A 23,279-nucleotide genomic window follows, 5' to 3' on the forward strand; every position below is an offset into this window, starting at 1 on the left:
GTATGGCCGGGGCGATTTTTCCGTGGCGTGAGAATAACCAGTTCCAGTTGTTGATCGACGGCCCAGCGTTCTTTCCGCGCATGATTGCCGCGATTGACGGCGCTCAGCAGCAGGTCGAGCTGGAGCTTTATCTGGTCGAGGCGGGCGCGTGTGCCGAGGCGGTGGTTCGGGCTTTGGTCGATGCGGCTCAACGCGGCGTGATCGTGCGCTGCCTGTTTGATGATTTCGGTGCCCAGGCCTTCACCTTGGGGCTGAGAACGCGCCTGACCGATTCGGGCGTGATCCTCAGGTTCTACAACCGCATTAACTGGCGACGCGGGATACGTAATTTCTACCGCGACCATCGCAAACTGCTGTTGGTGGACAAAAAGCTCGCAGTGGTCGGCGGCACCGGCGTTACCGATGAGTTCTGGCAGCCTGCCGAGGACGTCAGTGAGTGGCATGAAGTGATGGTGGAAATCACCGGTCCGCTGGTCATCGACTGGCAGGCATTGTTCGACCGCCAGTTCCACGCCAACCCGCGTCGTACGGCCTGGCGCCCCGCAGAAAATTTCGGCTTGCCGCGCTTGCCGAAGGTTCCTGTTTTCGGTCACGGGCTAGGCCGTGTTGCCTATGCGGATTCCCGCCAGCACCGCGACATTCTGCAGTCGTTGGTGCGGGCACTGAACAGTGGTCACAAACGCATATGGCTGGCGACGCCGTATTTTCTGCCAACGTGGAAAGTTCGCCGCTCATTGCGCAAGGCTGCGGCCCAAGGCATTGATGTGCGACTGCTGCTTACCGGTCCGCGCACCGATCACCCTTCAGTGCGCTACGCCGGGCATCGCTACTACCCGCGCTTGCTGCGTGCGGGCGTGAAAATCTTTGAATACCAGCCGTGCTTCCTGCATTTGAAAATGGTCCTGATCGATGACTGGGTCAGCATTGGCTCATGCAATTTCGATCACTGGAACCTGCGCTTCAACCTGGAAGCCAACCTTGAAGCCCTTGACGTTGGACTGACGCGGGATGTGGTCGCCAGCTTCGAAAAAGACTTTGCGGTGAGCAAGCAAATCACCCTGGCTGAATGGAAAGCCCGGCCATTGTGGAGCCGGGTCAAACAGCGGCTTTGGGGGTGGGTGGATCGGTTGGTGGTGAACTTGCTGGATCGGCGCGGCTGAGCTGTTGCTGAAACCGTAGGACTGGCTTTAGCCGGGAGAGCGGTATTTCTGACGAGGAATATGTAGTGAATGTCCCGACGCCTCGCGGCTAAGGCCACTCCTACGGGACTGTGCAGGTTCTGTGGGAGCAGGGCTTGCCCGCGATAAGCCGAGCGCAGTGGCAGGTATATCGCTTTATCGTTCATCGCGAGCAAGCTCGGCTCCCACAGGGCTGTGGCCATTCTGGGAATCACTTGCGCCACACCTCTGGCTGGCTGGATGCGATCCAGTGGGAGCGACGTAAGGCGTAGAGATCGATTTGCATCTAGAGAGTCTTATTGCTAATGTTTGAGTCTATAGATGCAAAAGGTGTTTCTCATGTCCGCCGTCCCACAACTCCAGCCTCTTTCCAAAGAACAATGCGTTTCCGGTCTGCGCACCGCGCTGCGCATTCTCGACAAGTGGGATGCGTCCAGCGAGCAGGCGTGTCGGATTCTGCGTATCTCCCGCAGCACGTATACCCGCGCCAAGCAGACAGGCTCTGAATGGTCGGTCGGGCTGGACATGGATCAGATGCACCGCATCAGCTTCGTGCTGAACATTCATGCGGCACTGCGCACGGTTTTCGACAACCCGGACAACGTGTACGGCTTCCCGGCCATGGCCAATGACAACGAGTTTTTCAACGGTCGCAAGCCCTTGGACATCATGGCTCAGGGCGACATCGTTTCACTGTATGAAACCTTCCGCCGCGTCGACGCACTCCGGGGCGCGCAATGGTGACGCTCGACAGCCTGCCACTTCTTGCCGAGCAAGAGCAGCGGGCTTATCGGTTGGTCAATTCCAGATTCCCGCCCATCGATCTGTTCGACGATGTTGCCGATGCTGCCGAGTTTGAGGGGCTGTATCAGCTACAGGCGATGACCAATCCACGATTGCAGAATGAAATCGGGCGCATCGCGTTGATCCCGGTTGCTGAGATTCCGTTTGGCATTCCCGGCTGTTCTTACGCGGTAGGGCCGTTCACCCATGTGAATCCGGCGGGCTCGCGTTTCAGTTCAGGGGCTTTCGGGGTGCTGTATCTGGCCGATGTGATGGAAACCGCCATCGCCGAGGTGCGTCATCACCAGAACCACTATTGGTCGAGAGTGGCAGGGCTCAACTATGAGCGTTTTCTGTTTCGTGGCCTGCTCTGCACCTTCGATGAAGTAGCCAATCGCGATGCTACCGGGCTGTCACTTTCAGAGCCGATCTACGATCCTGATGAGTATTCCAGTGCTCGCCAGTTGGGCCACGCCGCCAAGCGGGCAGGGTGCCCAGGGCTGCGCTACAACTCGGTTCGCTCGCCGGGCAATCATTGCTGGGCATTGATGACACCCAGGCATGTGAAGTCGATTGTTCAGACTGCGCATTACGAAATGATCTGGAGTGGGCAGATCACCAGTGTGAGTCGGCTTTCGAATGCTTGAAGGTGTTAATGGCGCCGCGCTGTCGCGCAGAAACCATTGGACCTGTAGGAGCTGCCGAAGGCTGCGATGGCGGTGTGTCAGGATGAATGCTTCGCAGCCTTCGGCAGCTCCTACAGTAGCCCTCGAACGCTAATAAAAAACCCGCATCTCTGCAGGTTTTTTATTGAGGCCGACGTGCTTACTGCACTTCCACCGCCAGGCTGTCGCTGATCTTTTTCTGCCAGATCTGCGGGCCGGTGACGTGGACGGATTCGCCCTTGCTGTCGACTGCAACGGTAACCGGCATGTCTTTGACTTCGAACTCGTAGATCGCTTCCATGCCCAGTTCGGCAAAGGCCACGACTTTCGACTTCTTGATCGCCTGAGCCACCAGATAAGCAGCACCGCCGACCGCCATCAGGTACACGGCCTTGTGGTCCTTGATCGCTTCGATAGCGGTAGGGCCGCGTTCGGATTTGCCGATCATGCCCAACAAGCCGGTCTGATCGAGGATCTGCCGGGTAAATTTGTCCATCCGCGTGGCTGTAGTCGGGCCAGCCGGGCCAACCACTTCTTCGCGCACCGGATCAACCGGGCCAACGTAGTAGATAAAGCGACCTTTCAGATCAACCGGCAGGGTTTCGCCCTTGTTGAGCATTTCGACCATGCGCTTGTGGGCAGCATCGCGACCGGTGAGCATCTTGCCGTTGAGCAGAACGGTTTCGCCCGGCTTCCAGCTTTGCACGTCTTCCGGGGTCAGGGTGTCGAGGTTGACGCGACGGGCTGACGGGCCTGCTTCCCAGACGATTTCCGGGTAGGCGTCCAGCGGCGGGGCTTCAAGGGATGCAGGTCCGGAACCGTCGAGCACGAAATGCGCGTGGCGGGTGGCGGCACAGTTAGGAATCATGCACACCGGCAGCGAAGCGGCGTGAGTCGGGTAATCCATGATTTTCACGTCGAGCACGGTGGTCAGACCGCCCAGGCCCTGGGCACCGATGCCCAGTTGGTTGACCTTCTCGAACAGCTCCAGACGCATCTCTTCGATACGGTTGGACGGGCCGCGCTTTTTCAGCTCGTGGATGTCGATGGATTCCATCAACACTTCCTTGGCCATGACGGCGGCTTTCTCGGCAGTACCGCCGATACCAATGCCGAGCATGCCTGGCGGGCACCAGCCTGCACCCATGGTTGGAACGGTTTTCAGGACCCAGTCGACGATCGAGTCGGACGGGTTGAGCATCGCCATCTTCGATTTGTTTTCCGAACCACCGCCTTTGGCAGCCACGTCCACTTCCACGGTGTTACCCGGAACGATGGAGTAGTGGATGACGGCCGGGGTGTTGTCCTTGGTGTTTTTGCGAGCACCGGCCGGGTCGGCCAGGATCGAAGCGCGCAGAACGTTTTCCGGCAGGTTGTACGCGCGGCGCACACCTTCGTTGATCATGTCGTCCAGGCCCATGGTGGCCCCATCCCAACGCACGTCCATACCGACGCGCACAAACACGGTCACAATTCCGGTGTCCTGGCAGATCGGGCGATGGCCGGTGGCACACATGCGCGAGTTGATCAGGATCTGCGCCATGGAGTCACGGGCAGCAGGCGACTCTTCGCGCAGATACGCTTCGTGCATCGCCTGAATGAAATCCACCGGATGGTAGTAGGAAATGAATTGCAGGGCGTCGGCGACGCTCTGAATCAGGTCGTCTTGCTTGATCACGGTCATGTGGGCGCGCTCCTCTGTTTAGGACGGGAACATTCAAAAATATTGTCTGAGTCATCTGCCATGTTGCGATGTCTCATTGCTACGGCAGCATCGCTGGCTGCGACAAAAAGGCGCGGCAGTATAACCCGCAACCTCGCTGGTCCATCCATCGGTTTTGCGCCTTGCCAGGATTGGACCGCTGACTGGTTTATCCCTACTACTGCGGGATTTTTCATGCGTAAAGGCTGCAAGCCGTGTAATCCGTGTACTTGAGCTACCCCGCGTCAGTTGCAATTGAACCTATTTGAACGTATTTATCCCCCGTCGCTGGAAACTTTTTGACGCGAGTCTAAAGTTCTGGGCTTGGTGCCACTACGGGAAGGAATCCTTTTGAGCACGATGAGCAAACGGGAAATATCTCCGACCACGCAGTCCATTTTCCTGAAGCGATTTGGTTTGGCGGTGGCGACCTACGTATTGGTTTTGTTACTGAGCGGGCTGGCCATTTACGCTGGAGAGCTGCATCAACCATTGCATGTGGCGGCGATCACTTGTGTATCGGTGCTGCTCAGCCAACTGGTTTTGCTGATCGTTTTCCTCACCCGATTCAATCAGCGCTTCACTGATGCAAGCCTGACTGAATTCCAGGTAGTGCTGGCCTTGTGTTGGCTGACCTGGCTGTTGTCATGCCTGGGCGAAGCGCGCGGTGTGTTCCTGGTTATCTATGCGCCGATCCTTCTGTTCGGTCTGTTTCAGCTCACGCCCATGGTTTTCGCCCGCTGCGCCTTGCTCGTACTGCTGAGCTTCACAGGCATCAACGCGTGGGAGTTTTTCAACGGAACCCTGCAGAAACCGGGCACCGTACTTCTGCAGATCAGTGCCCTGTTCGTCATGCTGTTATGGCTCAGCCTGTTTGCCGGTTATGTGCATGCCCAGCGCCAGCGAATGCGTCAGCGTCGCTACGCCTTGCAAGCCCACCAGGACACCTTGCGCGGCATGATGGCTCAGCTTGAGGAACTGGCTGCAACCGATGAACTCACCGGCCTGTATAATCGCCGCTACTTTTTGCGCATGGCTGCCCGGGAGTTGAATCAACTCAACGATGACACTTCTCACGGGCTGGCTTTGATTGACCTTGATCACTTCAAGCGCATCAACGATAACCATGGCCATTCGGCTGGCGACCAGGTGTTGCAGGCTTTTGCAGCCCGCGCTCAGGACTGTCTGCGCGAGAGCGATGTGTTGGCGCGCTACGGTGGAGAGGAATTTGTGTTGTTGATACCGCTCTGTGACGAAAAACAACTGGTGGATTGTTGTGAGCGTGTGCGGGAGTCATTCAGCCGTGTTGAACTGGCGGCGTTACCCGGCTCAAATCTCAGCCTGTCAGTGGGGATGACCTTGCTGCAACGGGGTGACAATCTGGATGAAGCGCTACACCGCGCAGATCAGGCGCTTTATCGCGCCAAGCGTGGTGGGCGTAACCGATGTGTGGCGGGTTGGGAAAACGTTGATGCCTGAGCTGCATGTAGGCGAGCGTCACTGGACGGTCGAGGCAGGAAGCAATGTACTCGACAGCCTCAATCAGGCTGGCGTCAGGGTCCCCTATAGCTGCCGGGCCGGAAGTTGCCATGCCTGTCTGGTGCGCTGCATTAGTGGCGAACCGGCGGATGCCCTGCCTGAGGCGCTGGATGCGGGTAAGCGTCAGCAAGGCTGGCGTCTGGCCTGCCAGTGTCGGGTGATGCAGGATTTGACCGTCCAGGTATTTGATCCACAACGTGATGGGGTGTCAGCCCGGGTCGCAGAATGTGACTGGCTCAGCCCGTCGGTACTGCGTTTACGTCTGGAGCCAGAACGGCCGTTGCGTTATCGGGCTGGTCAGCATCTGGTGCTGTGGACGGATAGCGGCGTCGCGCGGCCTTATTCGCTGGCGAGCATACCCGGCGAAGATCGCTTTCTGGAGTTTCACATCGACTGTCGTCAGGCGGGCGCCTTTGCTGACGTAGCTCGCCATTTACGTGTGGATGAGCGCATCGGGCTAGGCGAGTTGCGAGGTGGGGCATTGCAATATGATCCGGACTGGCAAGACCGGCCGTTGTTACTGTTGGCCGCTGGAACGGGTCTCGGACCTTTGTGGGGCGTGCTTCGAGAGGCGCTTCGTCAAGAGCATCAGGGACCTGTCAGGCTTATTCATCTGGCGCGCGATGGCAGTGAACATTACCTGCGTACCGAATTGGCTGAGTTGGCAAGTACTCATGGCAGCGTTCAGGTCCAACTGGTGACGTCTGATGAACTGGACGCGACGCTGGCCGACTTGCGCATGTTGTCGCGCAAGACCATGGCGCTGGTCTGCGGCAGTCCACAAAGTGTAGAGACCTTTGCCAAGCGACTTTATCTGGCGGGTATTCCGCGTAATCAGGTCTTGGCGGATGTGTTTGTGGGGCGTGAATAAGGCATTCAAACGCGAGATGGCGCGGTGCCATAGACGCCGGGGCCTCTCCTACAGAAATGCGCTGCTATTCACTCCCGGTCATCAAACACAAAAAAGCCCCGGCTCTCGCGAACCGGGGCTTTTTGTTTGCTGCGCGCGACCGTCTTAGACCAACGGATCGCCGACGTGCAGGATCTTCATGCCGTTGGTGCCACCGATGGTGTGGTAGCTATCACCCTTGGTGAGGATGACCCAATCGCCTTGCTCAACGAGACCGCGCTTGAGCAGTTCGTCTACCGCAGACTGGCTGACCTGGCCTGGTGGCAGGTTGGCCGGGTCGAACGGTACGGTGTAAACGCCACGGAACATTGCTGCGCGGGCCTGAGTACCGCGGTGCGGGGAGAACGCGTAGATCGGTACCGAGGAGCGAATGCGCGACATGATCAGCGGGGTATAACCGCTTTCAGTCAGGGCAATGATCGCTTTCACGCCAGGGAAGTGGTTGGCGGTGTACATGGCTGCCAGCGCGATGCTTTCGTCACAACGGGTGAACGAGTGACCGATGCGGTGGCTGGAGGTTTTACCTGTCGGGTGCTTTTCAGCGCCGATGCAGATACGGGCCATGGCCTGCACGGCTTCGATCGGGTAGGAACCGGCAGCACTTTCAGCGGACAACATGACGGCGTCGGTGTAGTCGAGCACGGCGTTGGCCACGTCGGACACTTCTGCGCGTGTCGGCATCGGGCTGGAGATCATCGACTCCATCATCTGTGTTGCCACGATTACCGCTTTATTGTGGCGACGAGCGTGCAGGATGATGCGTTTCTGAACACCTACCAGCTCGGCGTCACCAATTTCAACGCCCAGGTCGCCACGGGCAACCATGACCGCGTCACTGGCGCGGATCAATGCGTCCAGCACTTCATCGTTGGCCACGGCTTCAGCACGTTCGATCTTCGCCACCAGCCAGGCGGTACCGCCCGACTCGTCACGCAGCTTACGGGCGTATTCCATGTCAGCGGCATCGCGCGGGAAGGAAACGGCCAGATAGTCCAGGTCCATTTCGGCAGCGAGCTTGATGTCCTGCTTGTCTTTTTCGGTCAAGGCCGGAGCGGTGAGGCCACCGCCACGGCGGTTGATGCCTTTGTGGTCCGACAATGGACCACCGATCAGCACGGTGCAGTGCAGTTCGTCGGCAGTCTGGGTGTCAACGCGCATGACCACGCGACCGTCGTCGAGCAGCAGCTCGTCGCCTACGCCGCAGTCCTTGACCAGATCCGGGTAGTCGATACCCACGATTTGCTGGTTGCCATCGGTCAGCGGGTGAACAGTGGAGAAAGTGAATTTATCACCGACTTTCAGTTCTATTTTCTTGCCGGCAAACTTGGCAATACGAATTTTCGGACCCTGCAGGTCGCCGAGCAGTGCGACGAAGCGCCCGTGCTTTGCGGCGATCTCACGGATCAGCCTGGCGCGTGCCTTGTGCTCATCCGGAGTGCCGTGAGAGAAGTTCAGACGAGCAACGTCCAGACCCGAGAGGATCAATTGTTCGATGACTTCCGGCGAGTTACTGGCAGGGCCAAGGGTGGCGACGATTTTAGTGCGGCGAACGGTCATGCATAAACTCCTTATATGAAGCGCAGCGAGAGGCTACTACTGTCTTGATCTGTAGTCATGTTTCTTTGCATTGTCGCGAGATTTTGCGAGCCGGTAACCGGCAGACGACCGGTGCCGAAAACTGCTTGAAGAAATCCTGTTTCAGGTCGATATATTGCAGAGCACAGGAGAGTCCCATGCGAATCGTGATGATTTTAGTATTGCTGGCAGCCGTCAGTGGTTGTACCCGAATGGCAATGAATTCCAATTTGAACAGCGCTTACCGGTCCTATGATCGGGGTGATTGCGAGGCTGTGATGTTGAGCCTCTCCAAGGTTGATCGTCAAAGCCGCTCGCGTCGTTACGTTCAGCCAGAAGTATCGATGTTGCGCGGGCAATGTCTGGAGCGGCAAAAACTGTTTGTCGACGCGGCACAGACTTATCAGTTCATCATTACTCAGTACCCTTACAGCGAGTACGCATTCAGAGCGAGAGCTCGCCTGGAGACGCTGCAGCAGTTGGGTCACTATCCACGCGTCCAGACTGCTCAGGTTAGCCCTGTAAAGCGTTAATTACATTCGTTTGGATCCTTTGTAATGTTTTTGAGTGGCTGTATGCCGCAAGTGGTCTAGTCTTACGAAAAGCAGACGGACGTACGTGACTTGTGGCGCCTGTATCGGGTCAGAGTCTCGTTTCTGCGACGACAAACTCAAGTTTGTCCGTATTGACGGTGCCAATGCGCAGTGTTGGCTACCCCAGGAGTTTTAGCGCGGCCATGCTCAATGGCTACCTATGGCGGCTGACTTATGTTGAAAGAGCGAAGGATCGAACGGCATCAATTGCCTGGCTATCTGCGGGTGTTCAACCGCTACACCAACAAGCAATTGGGTTGTCTGGGCAACGTGTCCGAGAAGGGATTGATGCTGATCAGTGATCTGCCGATGATGGTGGGAGCTGAATTTCAATTGCGTCTGCAGGTACCTTGTGAGCGTGGAATGCCTGTCACTCTGGAGGTGACGGCGACCTGTCTGTGGTGTCACGAAGATGAAACGCCGGGTAGCTATGACTCGGGTTTCATATTGACGGAGTCACCGCCGGAGTACGCGGAACTGATTGGTGCTCTAAGGCATTACTTCAGCTTTTATCCGATGGAAGCATCGGTCTGAGAGCGACTAACTGACTGACGCTAATTGCGTAGGAGCTGCCGAAGGCTGCGAAGCGTTTTTCCAGACAGACCGGCGATCGCTATGCGACAGCGGATGTTGGTAAGGCGCTTTCATAGCGCACCGGTTTTTTTCCAGTTCAAGTAGCGACTGATCAGTTCCGGCCCGAGTTCTGCCGGGCGGGAATCCAGAATTGGAATGCCGTGTGCGCTCAAGCGGTCATGCAGTTCGGAACGGGCGTTCAGAAAGTCGATGGTTCCGCAGTACATCAATGCGTCTTCGTAAGTCTGAACGGGTTCGTGCCGTAAGGTATCCAGCACCTCTTCGCGCAAACTGACGATCAGAACCCTGTGTTTCTGGCCCAACAGTTTGACCGCGGACAACAGCTCTTCGTCATCCTCATCGCGCAAGTTGGTCATCAATACCACCAGCGCGCGGCGCTTCTGGCGTGCTATCAACTGGCGAGCAGCCGCGCTGTAATCTGCGGTTCTTCGACTGCTGTTCAGGTCATAGACGCTGTTGAGCAGCACATTCAACTGGCTCGGCCCTTTGACCGCAGCAAGGTAGCGGTCCTGCTCGCTGGCAAAGGTCGACAGACCTACCGCATCGCCCTGACGCAAGGCTACATGCCCAAGCAATAGCAGGGCGTTGAGCGCGTGATCGAAGTGCGAAAGATCGCCGTCCAGGCTGCGCATGCGTCGACCACAGTCGAGCATGAAAATGATTTGTTGATCCGTTTCCTCCTGATACTCACGGGCGATGGGCGTGCGGTGGCGTGCTGTGGCTTTCCAGTCGATTTGCCTCAGGCTGTCGCCTTCACGAAACTCACGCAACTGGTTGAACTCCATGCCCAGCCCACGGCGCTGTCGCTGACGTACGCCCATCTGGCTGAGCCAGTTTTCAACCGCCAGCAGTTGCCCGCCGTAGACACGGGCAAAATCCGGGTAGACCCGCGTACTGTCATTCAACTCCAGATAGCGACGAGCCCGCCAGAGTCTCATCGAGCTGGGCAGCTCTATTTCGCACTGGCTAAGCTTGAAAAGTCCTCGTTGCAGCGGGCGTATGCGATAGCTCAACCGGCTTTGCTGGCCCGGCCGCAGCGCCAGGGTTTGTGGCAGATGTTCTACCTCAAAGCCGTCCGGCAAATGGTCGAACACCTGCACCGTGATTTCATCCGGATAATCGTGTGTCAGCGTCAGATGCGCTTGCGCCCAACGCCCCAGCGCCAGACTCCCGCGGACTTCACGTTTGAGGCTCGGTGAAGGTTTGCGAGTAAGCCGAATGGCATCCGCCAGCGCCAGTACCAGCAATGCCAGCAGCAACGCGTAAAACAGCGTGCCAACTTCATCGGGCACCTCAATGGCCAGTGCGGACAGAACACCGAGCAGCAGTGCAATGCCCGCCAGGCCTCCCAGCCAGCCAAGCAGTGCTGTCGATGGTTTCAGCAGTTGCTTCATAGACGGGGCGCCGGAACCTGATCGAGCAACTGACTGAGGACCTGATCAACCGACAGGCCTTCGATATCCAGTTCCGGTGCAAGCCTTACCCGATGGCGCAGCACGGCCAGCGCGCAATCCTTGATGTCGTCAGGGATGACAAACTCGCCCCCGCGCAGCAAAGCCCGCGCCCGGCCGCCACGTACCAGTGCAATCGAGGCCCGGGGACCTGCGCCCAGAGTCAGGCCCGGCCAGCTACGGGTTGCGCGCGCCAGTCGAACGGCATAGTCCAGCACCTGATCGTCCAGCGGCAGCTCGCTCGCAATTCGCTGCAAGGCCTGTACTTCACGCGCCTGAAGCACAACGCGTAACGGTTGCACGTCGAGCATGTCGGCCCGGCTCGAGCGGGTGACCTGGCGGACCATGCTCAGCTCTTCGTCGACATCGGGGTAGTCCATGCGCAGTTTGAGCATGAAACGATCCAGCTCGGCTTCGGGCAGTGGATAAGTCCCTTCCTGTTCGATGGGGTTTTGCGTCGCCAGTACCATGAACGGCTGGGCGATGGGCATGGGTTTACCCTCAAGGGTCACCTGCCGTTCCTGCATGGCTTCAAGCAGTGCGGCCTGGGTCTTGGCCGGAGCACGATTGATTTCGTCGGCCAGCAGCAGGTTGGTGAAAATCGGACCTTTACGGAGTTTGAACTGCTCGGTGTGCAGGTCATAGACCGCATGGCCGGTGACGTCGCTGGGCATCAGGTCAGGGGTGAACTGAATGCGGGCGAATTCACCTCCAAAACAACGGGCCAGCGCCCGGACCAGTAAAGTCTTGCCGAGCCCCGGCACCCCTTCGAGCAAAACATGGCCGCCACCAATCAATGCGGTCAGCACGTCATCAATAACGGCGGCTTGTCCGATCACGGCTTTTTGCAGCTCTTTGCGTAAGGCCTGGGCCAACTGGCTGGCGCGCTGACGCTGTTGCGCCTGATTGCTGGCTGCCGGTGCGGGCGTGGCTGCCGGGTCGATATTGAACTCGACGACAGGCTCGGGGCTTGTGGACGGTTCGTTGGGTAGATCGCTCATAGGGCATTCCTGATGGTTTGCAGGTGGGCAACCTGACGGGTGAAGTCGGAACTGGACATGCGCTGTGCCGGACGTGGGCGCAATGCCTGGCTGATGACACTGGTTGGCTGGCGGGTCAGGCGTGCCAGAACCTGCCATTGGTCGGCGATCACTAGCGATTCGAAGCCGGGGTGACGAATGCGGGCGCGGCGCTGAATTTCTGCCTGCAGGTTGCGCAAGAGAGTTTGCTGGCCGCTGCGACGACGCAGGAACTCGGCGCTGGCGCGCAGGTGCTCGGTGAGTTGGCGGCGCGCACCGACAGCAGGTGCTCGCACAGGCCCTTGGCGCATGCCTGCCCGCCAGAGTCCGACGCCGATGAGTAGCGTCAGCATTAATAGCAGCTGCGGAAAGTGACGCAGCAGCAGGCTGAACAAGTTGTCGTGTTGGTTTCTGACGACCATCGTGACTTTGCTGTCCTGGGTCAGGTACCACAGGAGCCATGCATTATCGTAATCATCGATGAATCGGTTTTTCCATAAATCGGCGTCGGTCACCACGGTGATCAGGCCTTCGCCATAGATCAACTGCAACATGTGCGTTGCGTCAGCGCTGTTGGCCCAGGACTGGGCGTGATCCTCAGGGTCTTCGAGGTGGAAGCTGGGGTCGAAGCTCATGTAAGCCGGAGCTTCTTCGTTTTCAAGATACAAACGTGTCAGGCCTGGCCAAGGCACCTTGGGTGCTTTGGGTTCAGGTGTTCGCAGCGGGATAACCGGGTTAACCGGGCTGACCGGTGAATAATCCTGCCCTTTCAGGTCTTTGGTGAGTAATTGACGAATCTGTAACCGGTCCAGCAAAAGGTCGCCGCTACGACCTTTTTTTTCATTCCAGAGTTGCTCGGCGACAAACAGCAGATGCCCGCCTGACCGCGCCCACTGCAGTACCTTGTCCGCTTGAGAAGGCGTCATGTTGTCGCGATAGTCGAGCAGCAGCAAGGTTTGGGATTCAAGCCTCGCATCGGGCAGTTTGTTGGTGGAGTCGGCTGTTTTTACGTCGATGGAGCGACTGCGTAGAAAACTTTCCGCTGCCAGCCATGGATTGGCACGGACTTCGGGGGAGGGGCCTTGATCGACCGTTTCCTCATAGCGCTCCAGATTCTTCAGCAGGTAGGCCGCAACTGCGCCCAGAACGAGCAAAGCGAGTGCGGCCAGTAACCAGCGGCGTCGGGTCATGACTGCATTTCCCGATCAAACAGGCGTCGCCAGCCATCACAAAGTTCTTGCTGTACCGGAGTTGCAGGTAGCTGGTGACCATAAGCCAGATTTTGCCAGTGCCGGGTCAGGCTTTGGCTGAAGTCATTGAGAGCCGGTTGATCAAGCGCGGCGATTCGTTGCAGGACCTGGCCTTCGGTGTCGGCGCTTTTCAGGGGCAGTTGATAGTCGACAAGCAAGCGGCTGAGCAGCGCTCGATAGAGCAACCCCAACGCTTCACGTGGCTGGTTTGGCCACAGTTGTTCCGCACTGCCTGCAATGTCGGCCGGGAGGCTTTCGGCGCTGACTTGCAGGCCAAACAATTGTTCAGGTGGGGCGCGCTGTGGTTTCTTGCGGGGAGCGCGGCGATTGACGAACGCGGCCAGCCATTTTCGGTAGCGCCAGATCACCACACCGACCAAGGCAATCACTATTCCCCACAACAAAACCTGAAAGACCTGTGCGAGGACGTTGCCGAAATGCAGTAGCCATCTCACCCAGCCATACAGCGCTGTGCTCCTGTCGTAGCTTTTTTCCTGCGTCGTTTTTGGGGCTTCAGGCAGCCGCCAGCCCGAAACGGTTTTCGGGTTCTTGAACGGCGGCTGTTGCAGCACTTCTTTGATGTTCTGCCGCGCAGCCGCGCTGGTCAGTTCCTGATTGACGAGGCGCGGGCTGTCGGGGCCAGCTTCGCCCTCAGGGGACAGGGAGGGAATCGGACAGCTGAAATCCTGCTGCGCAGACCATGCGGGCGGTGCAGAACTGATCAGCGTCAGGCCAAGGCCGATCATCAGCACATAGGCGCTTCCCGTCAGCCGTTGGCGCAACCGACGCAGGACCAGTTCAATGTCCCAGGCCTCCAGAACCGTGCGCCGATTCAGGTACAGGGTGAAACCGCAGGACACGTAAACAGGTCCCCACACGGTCAGGATCAGCGCATAGAAAAGATTGATCAGGTGCTCCAGCCAGTTCAGTTGGTTGTTAAGGTCGAGCATTGTCCGCCAAGTCCAGTCGAGCTCTACCTGCTGGGGAATCAGCGCATAAAACAACACGATCATCCCGACCCACAGGCACGACTCCAGCGTACCGCCCACTGCAGTCAGGCAGCGAGCGACGAACTGATCCTTCTGGCTGAGCACGCCAATGCGCTGGCGGAGTGCCTCGCCGGAGAGTTGTTCCAGTTGATGCACGGGCAACGTGAAGCTGCGACTCAAGCTGAGTCGACGCCACGTCAGGCTGGCGAGAAGATTAGGGCGCAACGTTTTCAGCCAGCCTTTGAGTGCATCTTTCAGGCTGGGTGCAGGGTCGAACAACGCTTGGGACAGAATGAGAAGTGGCAAGCGTTCGTAGACGGGCTTGAGCCACCAGAACAGCAGGATCGCGGTGGTCGGATGATTCCAGAGCAACAGGCTGAGCAGCGCAAAAATCGGCAAGGTGACAATGGCCCAGCTTGCCATCAGCAGTCCGCGATGCTGCTGTGCCAGTAGCACGCCCAGGTCTATGGCTTCCCACGGCGTTCGTGGGTGGATCGCAATGCTGGCGTCAGTCAGGCGCATGGTGTGTCCTGCCTGCAAAAACCAGATAAGCGATGACTAACGTCCAGAGCACTGCACCCACTGTGTATTTGATTGCCGGCTGCGGCCAGGTCATGGAAGACCAATAGGCCTCTATGAACGCTGCAATCAAAAGGAAGAGGATGACGCCATAGATGAGTTGCACGCTGGTTTTCGCTGCAATCCGCAATGCCTCACCGCGGCGCAATGCTCCGGGGGCCAGTAATGCCCAGCCAAGTTTGAGTCCTGCGGCACCCGCCAGTGCGATGGCGGTGAGCTCAAATGCACCGTGGCCGACAACGAATGACCAGAATGTCTGACCATAGCCGATACCGGTCAAGTGCCCGGCTACAGCTCCGATCGTCAGCCCGTTGAAAAACAGGAAGAACAGGCTGCCAAGCCCGAATAGCAGACCGCTGGCGTACGTCTGAAAGGCAATCCCGATGTTGTTCATGATGTAGTAGCCAAACATCATCCAGTCATCATCGGCGGCGCGCTCCACTGCTTGACCGATGCGACTCGACTGCGGGTCGTACATGGTCTCCATCTGCCCTACCTGTCCAGGGTCCATAACGCTGTAGATCAGATCCGGGAAGCCATACACCAGCAAGCCCATAACGATAAGGCTGCCGAAGAACAGCAGGCTGGCGATGGCGATCAGACGCCATTCGGCGCGCACCAGTTGCGGGAATCCTGCCAGCACGAAACTCAGCAGTTGCGCACCGAAGGGATGACGATGCCGATACAACTGCTGATGACCACGCATGGACAGTTGTTGCAGTGGATCAACCAGATGGCTGCTGTAGCCTCTTTCCTGGGCGACGGCCAACTGGTTACAGATACGCCGGTATTCGCGACTGAAGGTCTCGTTCGATGAGCCTGGTGCTTTGCGTTTTTCGAGACCGTCCAGACGCTCTGCGAAGCGCCGCCATTCAGCCTGATGACGAAGTTCGAACAGACCTTGTTTCATGTTGGCCCCAGCAAGCCGGTGGCTATGCTGTTCAGTCGCGGCACTGCCAGTGCCGGGCTTACGTTCAGCGGCGCGGCGAGAATCGATGCCAGCTCCTGGGTGCGTTCCGAGGTCAGTTCGGCTTGTCGTCCCGCGAAGCTCAGAATGGCTCGCTGTTCTTCAAGGCTCAGCACGAACGGCGCGATGATCGGTGTGGCGTGTGGCAGAACCGGACGACTCGGTGGTTTGTCTTGATAGACCACCAGAGTACCGGCGGCCAGATCGCCGAGGCGTTTGAATTGGGGGTGTTGCAGGCAACTGATAGCGCCAAGGCTGTAGCCGAACGGCAGCATATCGACGAAACGCAACAGGTTGCGGATGAGCGAGGCGGTCCAGCCGATCGGGGTCCCGTCATCGTGGATCACTCGCAGACGCATGATCTGCTTGCCGGGTGTGCGCCCTTGGTTCAGGGCTTCGAACAGCACCATGTACCACCAGGTAACCAGAAACATGGAGATAGCACTGAGGCCTGCGCCAAAGGATTCGAACAGGCTGAAGACCAGCAAGAGCATGCCGATGGCTACGGCACGAATGGTGAAGTCGATGGCGAAGGCCAGAGCGCGAGGGACCAGTCCTGCCGGACGCAGCAGCAGGTCGATACCTTCCGGGGTTTCCATCCGGCTGCGGGTGTCCAGCGGCGCGATTGGCGGTGCAGTCCTTGGCAAAGCGTGCGGGGAGGGCATTGTCGGAAGAGGTACGCCTGAAAACAAAACCTGATGCTAGGGACTGTTGGGTTGGTAAGCAACCGGACTGTTTCTACATGTGTTGTAAGAAAAGGTTTCTTTTAACGCACACTTAGCCTTATTCGCCTTTTACCACTCTCAAGCCCTACACTTTGCCGGTCTTTTGTTCAGGATCAGCCCGTGACTTCCACCATCTTCTGGTACGACTACGAAACCACCGGTATCAATCCGCGCAATGATCGCCCGTTGCAGATGGCGGGTATCCGTACGGATGCCGAACTCAATGAAATTGAGGCGCCGGTTAATATTCACTGCCAGCCCAGCGACGATATTCTTCCGCATCCTGCCGCATGCATGATTACGGGTATCACGCCGTCCACGCTGGCCGAGAAGGGGTTGTGCGAAGCTGATTTCATGACCCGTGTTCATGCCCAGCTTGCTGCGCCGGGCACGTGCGGAGCGGGCTACAACACTTTGCGCTTCGATGATGAAATGACGCGCTACAGCCTTTACCGGAATTTCTTTGATCCTTATGCCCGTGAGTGGCAAAGCGGAAACAGTCGCTGGGACTTGATTGATGTGGTGCGCGCTGCCTATGCACTGCGACCGGAAGGCATTGTCTGGCCGGAAGATGATGGTCGGGTAACGCTTAAGCTTGAGCGGTTGACGGCTGCTAATGGTATCGATCACGGACAGGCTCATGACGCTTTGTCTGATGTGCGGGCGACTATTGCTCTCGCGCGTCTGGTTCGTGAAAAACAGCCCCGTCTTTACGATTATCTTTTCGAGTTGCGCAGCAAGCAGAACGTCCAGCAAAAGATACGGCTGATGGAACCGCTGGTTCATATCTCCGGGCGCTTTTCGGCGGCACGTCATTATCTGGGGGTTGTGCTTCCGCTGGCCTGGCATCCGCAAAATAGAAACGCACTGATTGTGTGCGATTTACATCAGGATCATTTGCCATTACTGGAGCAGGATGCACACATATTGCGACAACGGTTATATACCCGTCGCGAAGATTTGGCCGAGGGCGAACTGCCGGTCCCCCTTAAACTTTTGCATATAAATCGGTGCCCGGTGATCGCACCGCTGAAGGTGCTGCGAGCTGAAGATCAGCAACGCTTGAATCTCGACATGACAGTGTTTAGCGAGCGAGTACGTCATCTCAATGAGGCCCAGGCGCTCTGGCAGGAAAAGCTGAACACCATTTATGCCGCTGATGACTTTGTTGCCAGTGAAGATCCCGAGCAACAACTTTATGACGGATTTATTGGTGACCGTGATCGCAGGCTTTGTGAGCAAGTGCGCAATGCAGAGCCTGAAACGTTAGGCAGCCAGGCATGGCCTTTCGATGATGCGCGTTTGCCAGAGTTATTATTTCGCTATCGGGCGCGTAATTTTGCTGAAACCTTGAATGCAGAAGAGCAACAGCGCTGGCTTGTTTTTTGTAGGACACGTCTGACGGTGCCGGAATCCGGGGCGCCTAATACCCTGCAAAGTTTTACTCAGGCACTTGTGGAACTATCCCTTAGTGCTACCCCTGCGCAGCTTGAGATATTACGTGAATGGCAGGACTACGTAGAGGCTCTGCGCCAGAGGCTGGGCCTTTGATGTAACGAGTGCGGTTTTTTTCGGGCAATAAAAAACGCCAGCTCGGCTGGCGTTTTTAGTGTAACGAGTGAAGCGGGACCTGCTCCGGGTTTAGCCCAGCAGGGTTGCCCAGCCTTCAACTTCATCACCGCCCCACTTGGCTTTCCACTCTTTCAGCGTTTTGTGGTTGCCACCTTTGGTTTCGATGACTTCGCCGTTATGCGGGTTTTTGTATTGCTTGACCTTGCGCGCGCGCTTGGTGCCGGTCGCTTTAACTGCGCCGCCGCGTGCAGATTTGCCAACTTTGGCTTCTGGATCGAGCAGAGCAATGATGTCACGCAGGGACTTCTGATATTCGCCCATCAGCGTACGCAGTTTGCCTTCAAATTCCAGCTCGGTTTGCAGTTTGTCGTCTTGGGACAGGTTCTTCAAACGCGCTTGCAGTTCTTTGATGGCTTCTTCTGTAGCGCGGTACTCGTTGATCAGAGACATGAGGCTTACCTTATGTTGAGAGGTGGGCAGGGATACAGTGAAGCAATAATAGTCATGCGCCTTGATCAAGTAAACATTAAAGAAAAGTTTTATTTGAATTATTTAGAAATATACCGCGTCCTACAGACGCTTCATAAACTAAATGGCGTAGCGCATGTGGTAAAGATAGTCGCTATTAAGGCGTTTAAATCGCAGCTTTTTAAGCGTTCGTTCAGGAATCAGCTACCGGTGTGGCAAGGTGGCGATTTCGGCATGCCAGGGTACCGGCGGCAGTCACCAATCAGTTTTACAGGACTACTGCAGTTTTCCTGCGCAGGCGCTAGAATAGCCGCCTTTGCGAAGTTCTGGAGTTTCCCCCAATGCGCACTTTTCGTCTGGTGATTTCATGCCCGGACCGTGTCGGCATCGTTGCCAAAGTCAGTAACTTTCTGGCGTCCTATAACGGCTGGATTACCGAAGCCAGCCATCACTCTGACAACCAGAGTGGCTGGTTCTTCATGCGTCATGAAATTCGTGCCGATACGCTGCCCTTTGATCTCGACGCGTTCCGCGAGGCGTTCACCCCTATCGCTGAAGAGTTTGCGATGGACTGGCGCATCACTGACTCGGCACAGAAGAAGCGCGTTGTATTGATGGCAAGTCGCGAGTCCCATTGTCTGGCGGACTTGCTGCACCGCTGGCACAGCGATGAACTGGACTGTGAAATTGCCTGCGTGATTTCCAACCACCAGGATTTGCGCAGCATGGTCGAATGGCATGGCATTCCTTATTACTACGTGCCGGTGAACCCGACGGACAAGGAGCCGGCATTTGCCGAAGTTTCACGTCTGGTTGCTCATCATCAGGCGGACGTGGTGGTGCTGGCGCGTTACATGCAGATCCTGCCGCCGCAGCTGTGCCGTGAATATGCCCATCAGGTCATCAATATTCACCACAGCTTCCTGCCTTCATTCGTCGGTGCCAAGCCTTATCACCAGGCCTCTCTGCGAGGCGTCAAGTTGATCGGCGCAACGTGTCACTATGTCACTGAAGAGCTGGATGCAGGCCCGATCATCGAGCAGGACGTGGTACGCGTCAGCCACAGCGACAGCATTGAAAACATGGTGCGTTTCGGTCGCGACGTGGAGAAGATGGTTCTGGCCCGTGGCTTGCGCTACCACCTGGAAGATCGCGTGCTGGTGCACGACAACAAGACGGTCGTGTTCGACTAAGCTGCTTTTGTGCACTCGGGATGCGACGTCGTTTCCTGGGTGTGTCGCTATGTGGGAGCGAATTTATTCGCGAAGATAATGGTGCATGCGCTGATATATTTTCAGGTCCGGCCCCTTCGCGAATGAATTCGCTCCCACAGTTAAATCGCACCTCGGCTCAAGTGTGTTAGCAAGCTTCCAGGGTAACCGTCATGACCGATCCCCTCGATAAAGCCACTTCAACAGCGCCCCCCACTCTGGGTGAGGGGTGCCTCAGTCGCTATGATCCGGATGCGTTGACGCCAGAAGACGGTGCCGATTTCGACGGCGCTGCCGAGCTTTGGCGCGCCACTCTGGCGGATAAAGACCTGCAACCAGGCGACAAATCCGACACTTGATTCAGATCTGGTTGAAGCGCATCAGTTTGTTCAGCAGTGGTCGACCGACCATCAGCAGGAAAATTGGCCCGCCCACGACCAGATAGAAGTAGTAGGTCACTGTGCGCCAGATCAGAATCGCGGCCGCTGCGGTGGATTTACCGACCATGGGTGCCAACAGCGCAGCAGATGTCAGCTCGGCAGTACCTGCGCCTCCCGGCAGCAGGCTGAACTGTCCGGCCGTCAGCGACAGCATCTGAATCAGAAACGTCCAGGCCCACTGCACATTGACGCCCAGGCCCAGCAGCGCGAGGTACAAAATGCTGTAGCGCAGCCCCCAATGCAGGCAGGTCAGCACAAACACTGCGATCAGTTTCTGACGTGGCATTTTCCAGGTTTCAGCCAGCGCATCGCGGAAATGCAAAACCTTGCGTGCCCAACGAAACCGGGTTGTGCTTTTGGTTTTGAAGCGCTTCAGCAACCGGCCGTTGAACTTGATGACCTGACGATGGAAGCGGGCGAATCCCAGAAACAGGCACAGGCTGCCCACGACGAGCACTGCGCTGAAGCCCAACAGCCATTCCATACGCTCACTGAGCGTGTGGAATAGCGCATAGAACATAATTCCTACCAACGCCACGAGGAAAAACACCAGGTCGCTAAGTTGGTCTGTGGCGAATACTGCGCTGGCTTTTGCTGGTCTGACGCCATTTCGGGCGAGCACTGCCATCAACGTCAGTGGCCCACCGCTGCCACCGGGCGTTGCGCAATAGGCAAACTCGCTGGCCATAATCAGGCCCAGGCTTTTATTGATTGTCAGCTTTTGTGCGCTATCCCCCAACAGGATCCGCATGCGTAGGGTATTCAGGCCCCAGCAGAGGATGATCATGCCGAACATCACCATCAATAGCGGGAAGGGAAAGCTGCGCAGACGCTGAAAGATATCGCCGCCGCCCAACAGCAAAGGGATCAGCACGGCTGCCAGCAAGCCAATAGCCAACCATGCAATTCGCTTCATTCTTGATGCTCTGAAGGTTGCAGCAGGTGGGCCAGCGAGATAAATGCAGTCATGGGGGTGTTTGGCCTTGCGCTGGATGATCACGGAAAAGTTTAACGTTGACCACCGATTACGGCAGATGTTCGTCAGGTGGTGTCGATAGTGTGTTGCTGACGCGCTTGCGGCTAAAGCCGCTCCTGCGAACTGCGCATACCCGGTAGGAGCGAACTTGTTCGCGAAGCGCCGGCCAAAACGATAGATGAGCATCGCCAGCCAAACCCTCGCGAACAAGTTCGCTCCTACCAGGGGTTGCATCCTTCCTTCCCTGCTATAGCGTTAAGTTTCGCACTGTTTCCTTACGCGTGGACCACACTGATACAACGATCAAGACAGGTGATGACATGTCAGACGTTCAGAACATTGTGATAGGTGCCGGTCCCGACGGGCTACCGGTGAGTCAGGCACTGCGCCTGGGGAATCGTCATGGTCTGGTGGCGGGAGCGACCGGGACCGGCAAGACGGTGACGCTGCAACGTCTGGCCGAAGCCTTCAGTGATGCCGGCGTTGCGGTGTTCGCCGCTGATATCAAGGGCGACTTGTGCGGGCTGGGCGCAGCGGGTGCACCGCAAGGCAAGATTGCCGAGCGGATTGCTGGCATGCCTTGGCTCAATCACACACCGAAAGCCTATCCGGTTACTTTGTGGGACGTTCACGGGAAGTCCGGTCATCCACTGCGCACGACGCTGAGCGAAATGGGTCCGCTGTTGCTGGGCAGCTTGCTGGAGCTGACGGACAGTCAGCAAGCCGCGCTTTACGCGGCCTTCAAAGTGGCGGACCGGGAAGGCTTGTTGCTGCTTGATATCAAGGATCTCAAAGCGTTACTCAATCATCTGCGTGACAATCCGCAGTTGCTGGGTGAAGACAGCTCGCTGATGACTACCGGTTCGAGCCAGGCCTTGCAGCGCCGACTGGCGGTGCTCGAACAGCAGGGCGCTGAGGCGTTGTTCGGGGAGCCAGCCCTGCAACTGGAAGATATCCTGAGGCCTGCGAACGATGGGCGAGGGCGTATTCATTTGCTCGACGCCAGCCGACTCGTGCATGAGGCGCCCAAGGTCTACGCGACTTTCCTGTTGTGGCTTCTTGCCGAGTTGTTCGAGCAGTTGCCGGAACGCGGTGACGCAGACAAACCGATACTGGCGTTGTTTTTCGATGAAGCGCATTTGCTGTTTGCCGACACGCCCAAGGCGTTGCAGGACAGGCTTGAGCAAGTGGTGCGGTTGATTCGCTCCAAAGGCGTGGGCGTGTATTTCGTCACCCAGTCGCCGGGTGACTTGCCTGATCAGGTACTGGCGCAATTGGGGTTACGCATCCAGCACGGCTTGCGCGCGTTTACTGCCAAAGAGCAGAAATCGTTGCGCGCCGTGGCAGACGGGTTCAGACCCAATCCGGCTATCGACACGCTGGCGGTGCTTACGCAACTCGGCATCGGCGAAGCGCTGGTCGGTACATTGCAGGACAAGGGCACTCCAGCGATGGTCCAGCAAGTGCTGGTCGCGCCGCCGCAATCAAGAATCGGGCCGTTGACCGATACCGAGCGTGTCAGTCTGATTGCCCAGTCGCCACTGGCCGCGCGCTATGACAAGCCTGTTGATCGTGAATCGGCCTATGAAATGCTTATTGCGCGAAAAGTCGCTGTATCCGAAACGGAGGCTGCGCCAACAAAGAGCGCCAAGGAGCAGGAAAGCTTCAGTGACATGGCCGGTGAGTTTCTGGGTGGTGTCGCGGGGCAGGCAATGAAAAGCGCTGTGCGCCAGGCGGCGAATCAGTTGGGGCGTCAGTTGGTGCGAGGGTTGTTGGGGTCGTTGCTGGGTGGGGGTAAGAAGCGCAGGTAGTTAATATCCGCGGAGGATATTGGCGACCGCACTGTGCGATGCACCTGTGGGATATTTTGTGTTGGCCTGCCAGGACTTCAGATCCCTGTGGGAGCGAATTCATTCGCGAAGGGGCCAGTACGTTCATAGCATCTGGGTCGTCAGGAACGCCGCCTTCCCGAATGAATTCGGTCCCACAGGATCAGCGTCAACCTGAGGCGTGCGCAACCCAGTGGGAGCGAATTCATTCGCGAAGGGGCCAGTACGTTCACAGCATCTGGGTCGTCAGGAACGCCGCCTTCC

Annotated in this window: 22 protein-coding genes; 12 read left to right on the forward strand and 10 right to left on the reverse strand. The window is 57.4% G+C overall.

What is annotated here, in order from left to right; translation table 11 throughout:
* Positions 1 to 2 precede the first annotated feature (2 nt).
* The 3 genes from KDX30_RS05825 (at position 3) to KDX30_RS05835 (ending at position 2,608) form a co-directional block, all read left to right on the forward strand.
* Entirely contained in the window at positions 3 to 1,160 is a 1,158-nt protein-coding gene (locus tag KDX30_RS05825) for a phospholipase D-like domain-containing protein (RefSeq protein WP_231675230.1), read from the forward strand.
* A gap of 357 nt (positions 1,161 to 1,517) precedes the next feature.
* Entirely contained in the window at positions 1,518 to 1,922 is a 405-nt protein-coding gene (locus KDX30_RS05830; RefSeq protein WP_099270889.1) for an antitoxin Xre-like helix-turn-helix domain-containing protein, read from the forward strand.
* Positions 1,916 to 2,608: an RES family NAD+ phosphorylase gene (locus KDX30_RS05835; protein WP_231675231.1), complete on the forward strand. Its 693-nt coding sequence runs from the start codon at positions 1,916 to 1,918 to the stop codon at positions 2,606 to 2,608. Before KDX30_RS05830 ends, KDX30_RS05835 begins: the two co-directional genes overlap by 7 nt.
* A gap of 178 nt (positions 2,609 to 2,786) precedes the next feature.
* Here KDX30_RS05835 and KDX30_RS05840 read toward each other — a convergent pair whose 3' ends face one another.
* A complete protein-coding gene (locus KDX30_RS05840) occupies positions 2,787 to 4,310 on the reverse strand; it encodes a fumarate hydratase (RefSeq protein WP_122708130.1) in 1,524 nt (507 codons plus the stop codon).
* A gap of 378 nt (positions 4,311 to 4,688) precedes the next feature.
* Here KDX30_RS05840 and KDX30_RS05845 point away from each other — a divergent pair, with 378 nt between their 5' ends.
* Positions 4,689 to 5,807, forward strand: coding sequence for a GGDEF domain-containing protein (locus KDX30_RS05845; RefSeq protein WP_231675242.1), 1,119 nt, complete (start codon positions 4,689 to 4,691; stop codon positions 5,805 to 5,807).
* Positions 5,800 to 6,738, forward strand: a complete 939-nt coding sequence (locus KDX30_RS05850; protein WP_231675232.1) for an iron-sulfur-binding ferredoxin reductase — start codon at positions 5,800 to 5,802, stop codon at positions 6,736 to 6,738. The genes KDX30_RS05845 and KDX30_RS05850 overlap by 8 nt, the downstream gene beginning before the upstream one ends.
* A 144-nt stretch (positions 6,739 to 6,882) precedes the next feature.
* On the opposite strand, the gene pyk is transcribed toward KDX30_RS05850, so the two are convergent.
* Positions 6,883 to 8,334 carry a pyruvate kinase gene (gene pyk, locus KDX30_RS05855; RefSeq protein WP_027900593.1) on the reverse strand — a complete coding sequence of 484 codons (1,452 nt, stop codon included), beginning with the start codon at positions 8,332 to 8,334 and terminating at the stop codon, positions 6,883 to 6,885.
* Between the two features lie 176 nt (positions 8,335 to 8,510).
* Here pyk and KDX30_RS05860 point away from each other — a divergent pair, with 176 nt between their 5' ends.
* Positions 8,511 to 8,885, forward strand: coding sequence for a tetratricopeptide repeat protein (locus KDX30_RS05860; protein ID WP_027900594.1), 375 nt, complete (start codon positions 8,511 to 8,513; stop codon positions 8,883 to 8,885).
* A gap of 234 nt (positions 8,886 to 9,119) precedes the next feature.
* Positions 9,120 to 9,479: a PilZ domain-containing protein gene (locus KDX30_RS05865; RefSeq protein ID WP_231666322.1), complete on the forward strand. Its 360-nt coding sequence runs from the start codon at positions 9,120 to 9,122 to the stop codon at positions 9,477 to 9,479.
* Between the two features lie 110 nt (positions 9,480 to 9,589).
* Here the strand turns inward: KDX30_RS05865 and KDX30_RS05870 are convergent, their stop codons facing one another.
* The 6 genes from KDX30_RS05870 to KDX30_RS05895 are packed head-to-tail and all read right to left on the reverse strand — an operon-like array spanning position 9,590 to position 16,459.
* Positions 9,590 to 10,933, reverse strand: coding sequence for a DUF58 domain-containing protein (locus KDX30_RS05870; RefSeq protein WP_406643754.1), 1,344 nt, complete (start codon positions 10,931 to 10,933; stop codon positions 9,590 to 9,592).
* Positions 10,930 to 11,991 (reverse strand): AAA family ATPase, encoded by a 1,062-nt coding sequence (locus tag KDX30_RS05875; RefSeq protein ID WP_231675233.1) that lies wholly within the window; start codon positions 11,989 to 11,991, stop codon positions 10,930 to 10,932. The genes KDX30_RS05870 and KDX30_RS05875 overlap by 4 nt, the downstream gene beginning before the upstream one ends.
* Positions 11,988 to 13,199: a DUF4350 domain-containing protein gene (locus tag KDX30_RS05880; protein ID WP_231666324.1), complete on the reverse strand. Its 1,212-nt coding sequence runs from the start codon at positions 13,197 to 13,199 to the stop codon at positions 11,988 to 11,990. The genes KDX30_RS05875 and KDX30_RS05880 overlap by 4 nt, the downstream gene beginning before the upstream one ends.
* Entirely contained in the window at positions 13,196 to 14,770 is a 1,575-nt protein-coding gene (locus tag KDX30_RS05885) for a DUF4129 domain-containing protein (protein WP_231675234.1), read from the reverse strand. The genes KDX30_RS05880 and KDX30_RS05885 overlap by 4 nt, the downstream gene beginning before the upstream one ends.
* On the reverse strand, positions 14,757 to 15,737 hold the full coding sequence (locus KDX30_RS05890; protein ID WP_231675235.1) for a stage II sporulation protein M: 981 nt from the start codon (positions 15,735 to 15,737) through the stop codon (positions 14,757 to 14,759). Before KDX30_RS05890 ends, KDX30_RS05885 begins: the two co-directional genes overlap by 14 nt.
* Entirely contained in the window at positions 15,734 to 16,459 is a 726-nt protein-coding gene (locus KDX30_RS05895; RefSeq protein WP_231675236.1) for an RDD family protein, read from the reverse strand. Before KDX30_RS05895 ends, KDX30_RS05890 begins: the two co-directional genes overlap by 4 nt.
* A 180-nt stretch (positions 16,460 to 16,639) precedes the next feature.
* Between KDX30_RS05895 and sbcB the strand changes: the two genes are divergently transcribed.
* The gene (sbcB, locus tag KDX30_RS05900) at positions 16,640 to 18,070 is read left to right on the forward strand and encodes an exodeoxyribonuclease I (protein WP_231675237.1); all 1,431 of its coding nucleotides are present in this window, start codon (positions 16,640 to 16,642) and stop codon (positions 18,068 to 18,070) included.
* Between the two features lie 90 nt (positions 18,071 to 18,160).
* On the opposite strand, the gene mvaT is transcribed toward sbcB, so the two are convergent.
* Complete coding sequence (gene mvaT / locus KDX30_RS05905) at positions 18,161 to 18,541, reverse strand: histone-like nucleoid-structuring protein MvaT (protein WP_027900603.1); 381 nt, start codon at positions 18,539 to 18,541, stop codon at positions 18,161 to 18,163.
* A gap of 54 nt (positions 18,542 to 18,595) precedes the next feature.
* Between mvaT and KDX30_RS05910 the strand changes: the two genes are divergently transcribed.
* The 3 genes from KDX30_RS05910 to KDX30_RS05920 all read left to right on the forward strand — a co-directional run bounded on the left by KDX30_RS05910 (position 18,596) and on the right by KDX30_RS05920 (position 20,129).
* Complete coding sequence (locus KDX30_RS05910) at positions 18,596 to 18,922, forward strand: hypothetical protein (RefSeq protein ID WP_231675238.1); 327 nt, start codon at positions 18,596 to 18,598, stop codon at positions 18,920 to 18,922.
* A complete protein-coding gene (purU, locus tag KDX30_RS05915; RefSeq protein ID WP_027900605.1) occupies positions 18,901 to 19,752 on the forward strand; it encodes a formyltetrahydrofolate deformylase in 852 nt (283 codons plus the stop codon). Before KDX30_RS05910 ends, purU begins: the two co-directional genes overlap by 22 nt.
* A 191-nt stretch (positions 19,753 to 19,943) precedes the next feature.
* The gene (locus KDX30_RS05920; RefSeq protein ID WP_122708115.1) at positions 19,944 to 20,129 is read left to right on the forward strand and encodes a hypothetical protein; all 186 of its coding nucleotides are present in this window, start codon (positions 19,944 to 19,946) and stop codon (positions 20,127 to 20,129) included.
* Between the two features lies 1 nt (position 20,130).
* On the opposite strand, the gene KDX30_RS05925 is transcribed toward KDX30_RS05920, so the two are convergent.
* On the reverse strand, positions 20,131 to 21,126 hold the full coding sequence (locus tag KDX30_RS05925; RefSeq protein ID WP_099270871.1) for a lysylphosphatidylglycerol synthase transmembrane domain-containing protein: 996 nt from the start codon (positions 21,124 to 21,126) through the stop codon (positions 20,131 to 20,133).
* A gap of 380 nt (positions 21,127 to 21,506) precedes the next feature.
* On the opposite strand from KDX30_RS05925, the gene KDX30_RS05930 reads away from it, so the two are divergent.
* Positions 21,507 to 22,997: a helicase HerA-like domain-containing protein gene (locus KDX30_RS05930; protein ID WP_231675239.1), complete on the forward strand. Its 1,491-nt coding sequence runs from the start codon at positions 21,507 to 21,509 to the stop codon at positions 22,995 to 22,997.
* Positions 22,998 to 23,279 lie beyond the last annotated feature (282 nt).

Origin of the sequence: Pseudomonas quasicaspiana (assembly GCF_021147825.1) — a bacterium.
GTDB classification, from domain to species: domain Bacteria; phylum Pseudomonadota; class Gammaproteobacteria; order Pseudomonadales; family Pseudomonadaceae; genus Aquipseudomonas; species Aquipseudomonas quasicaspiana.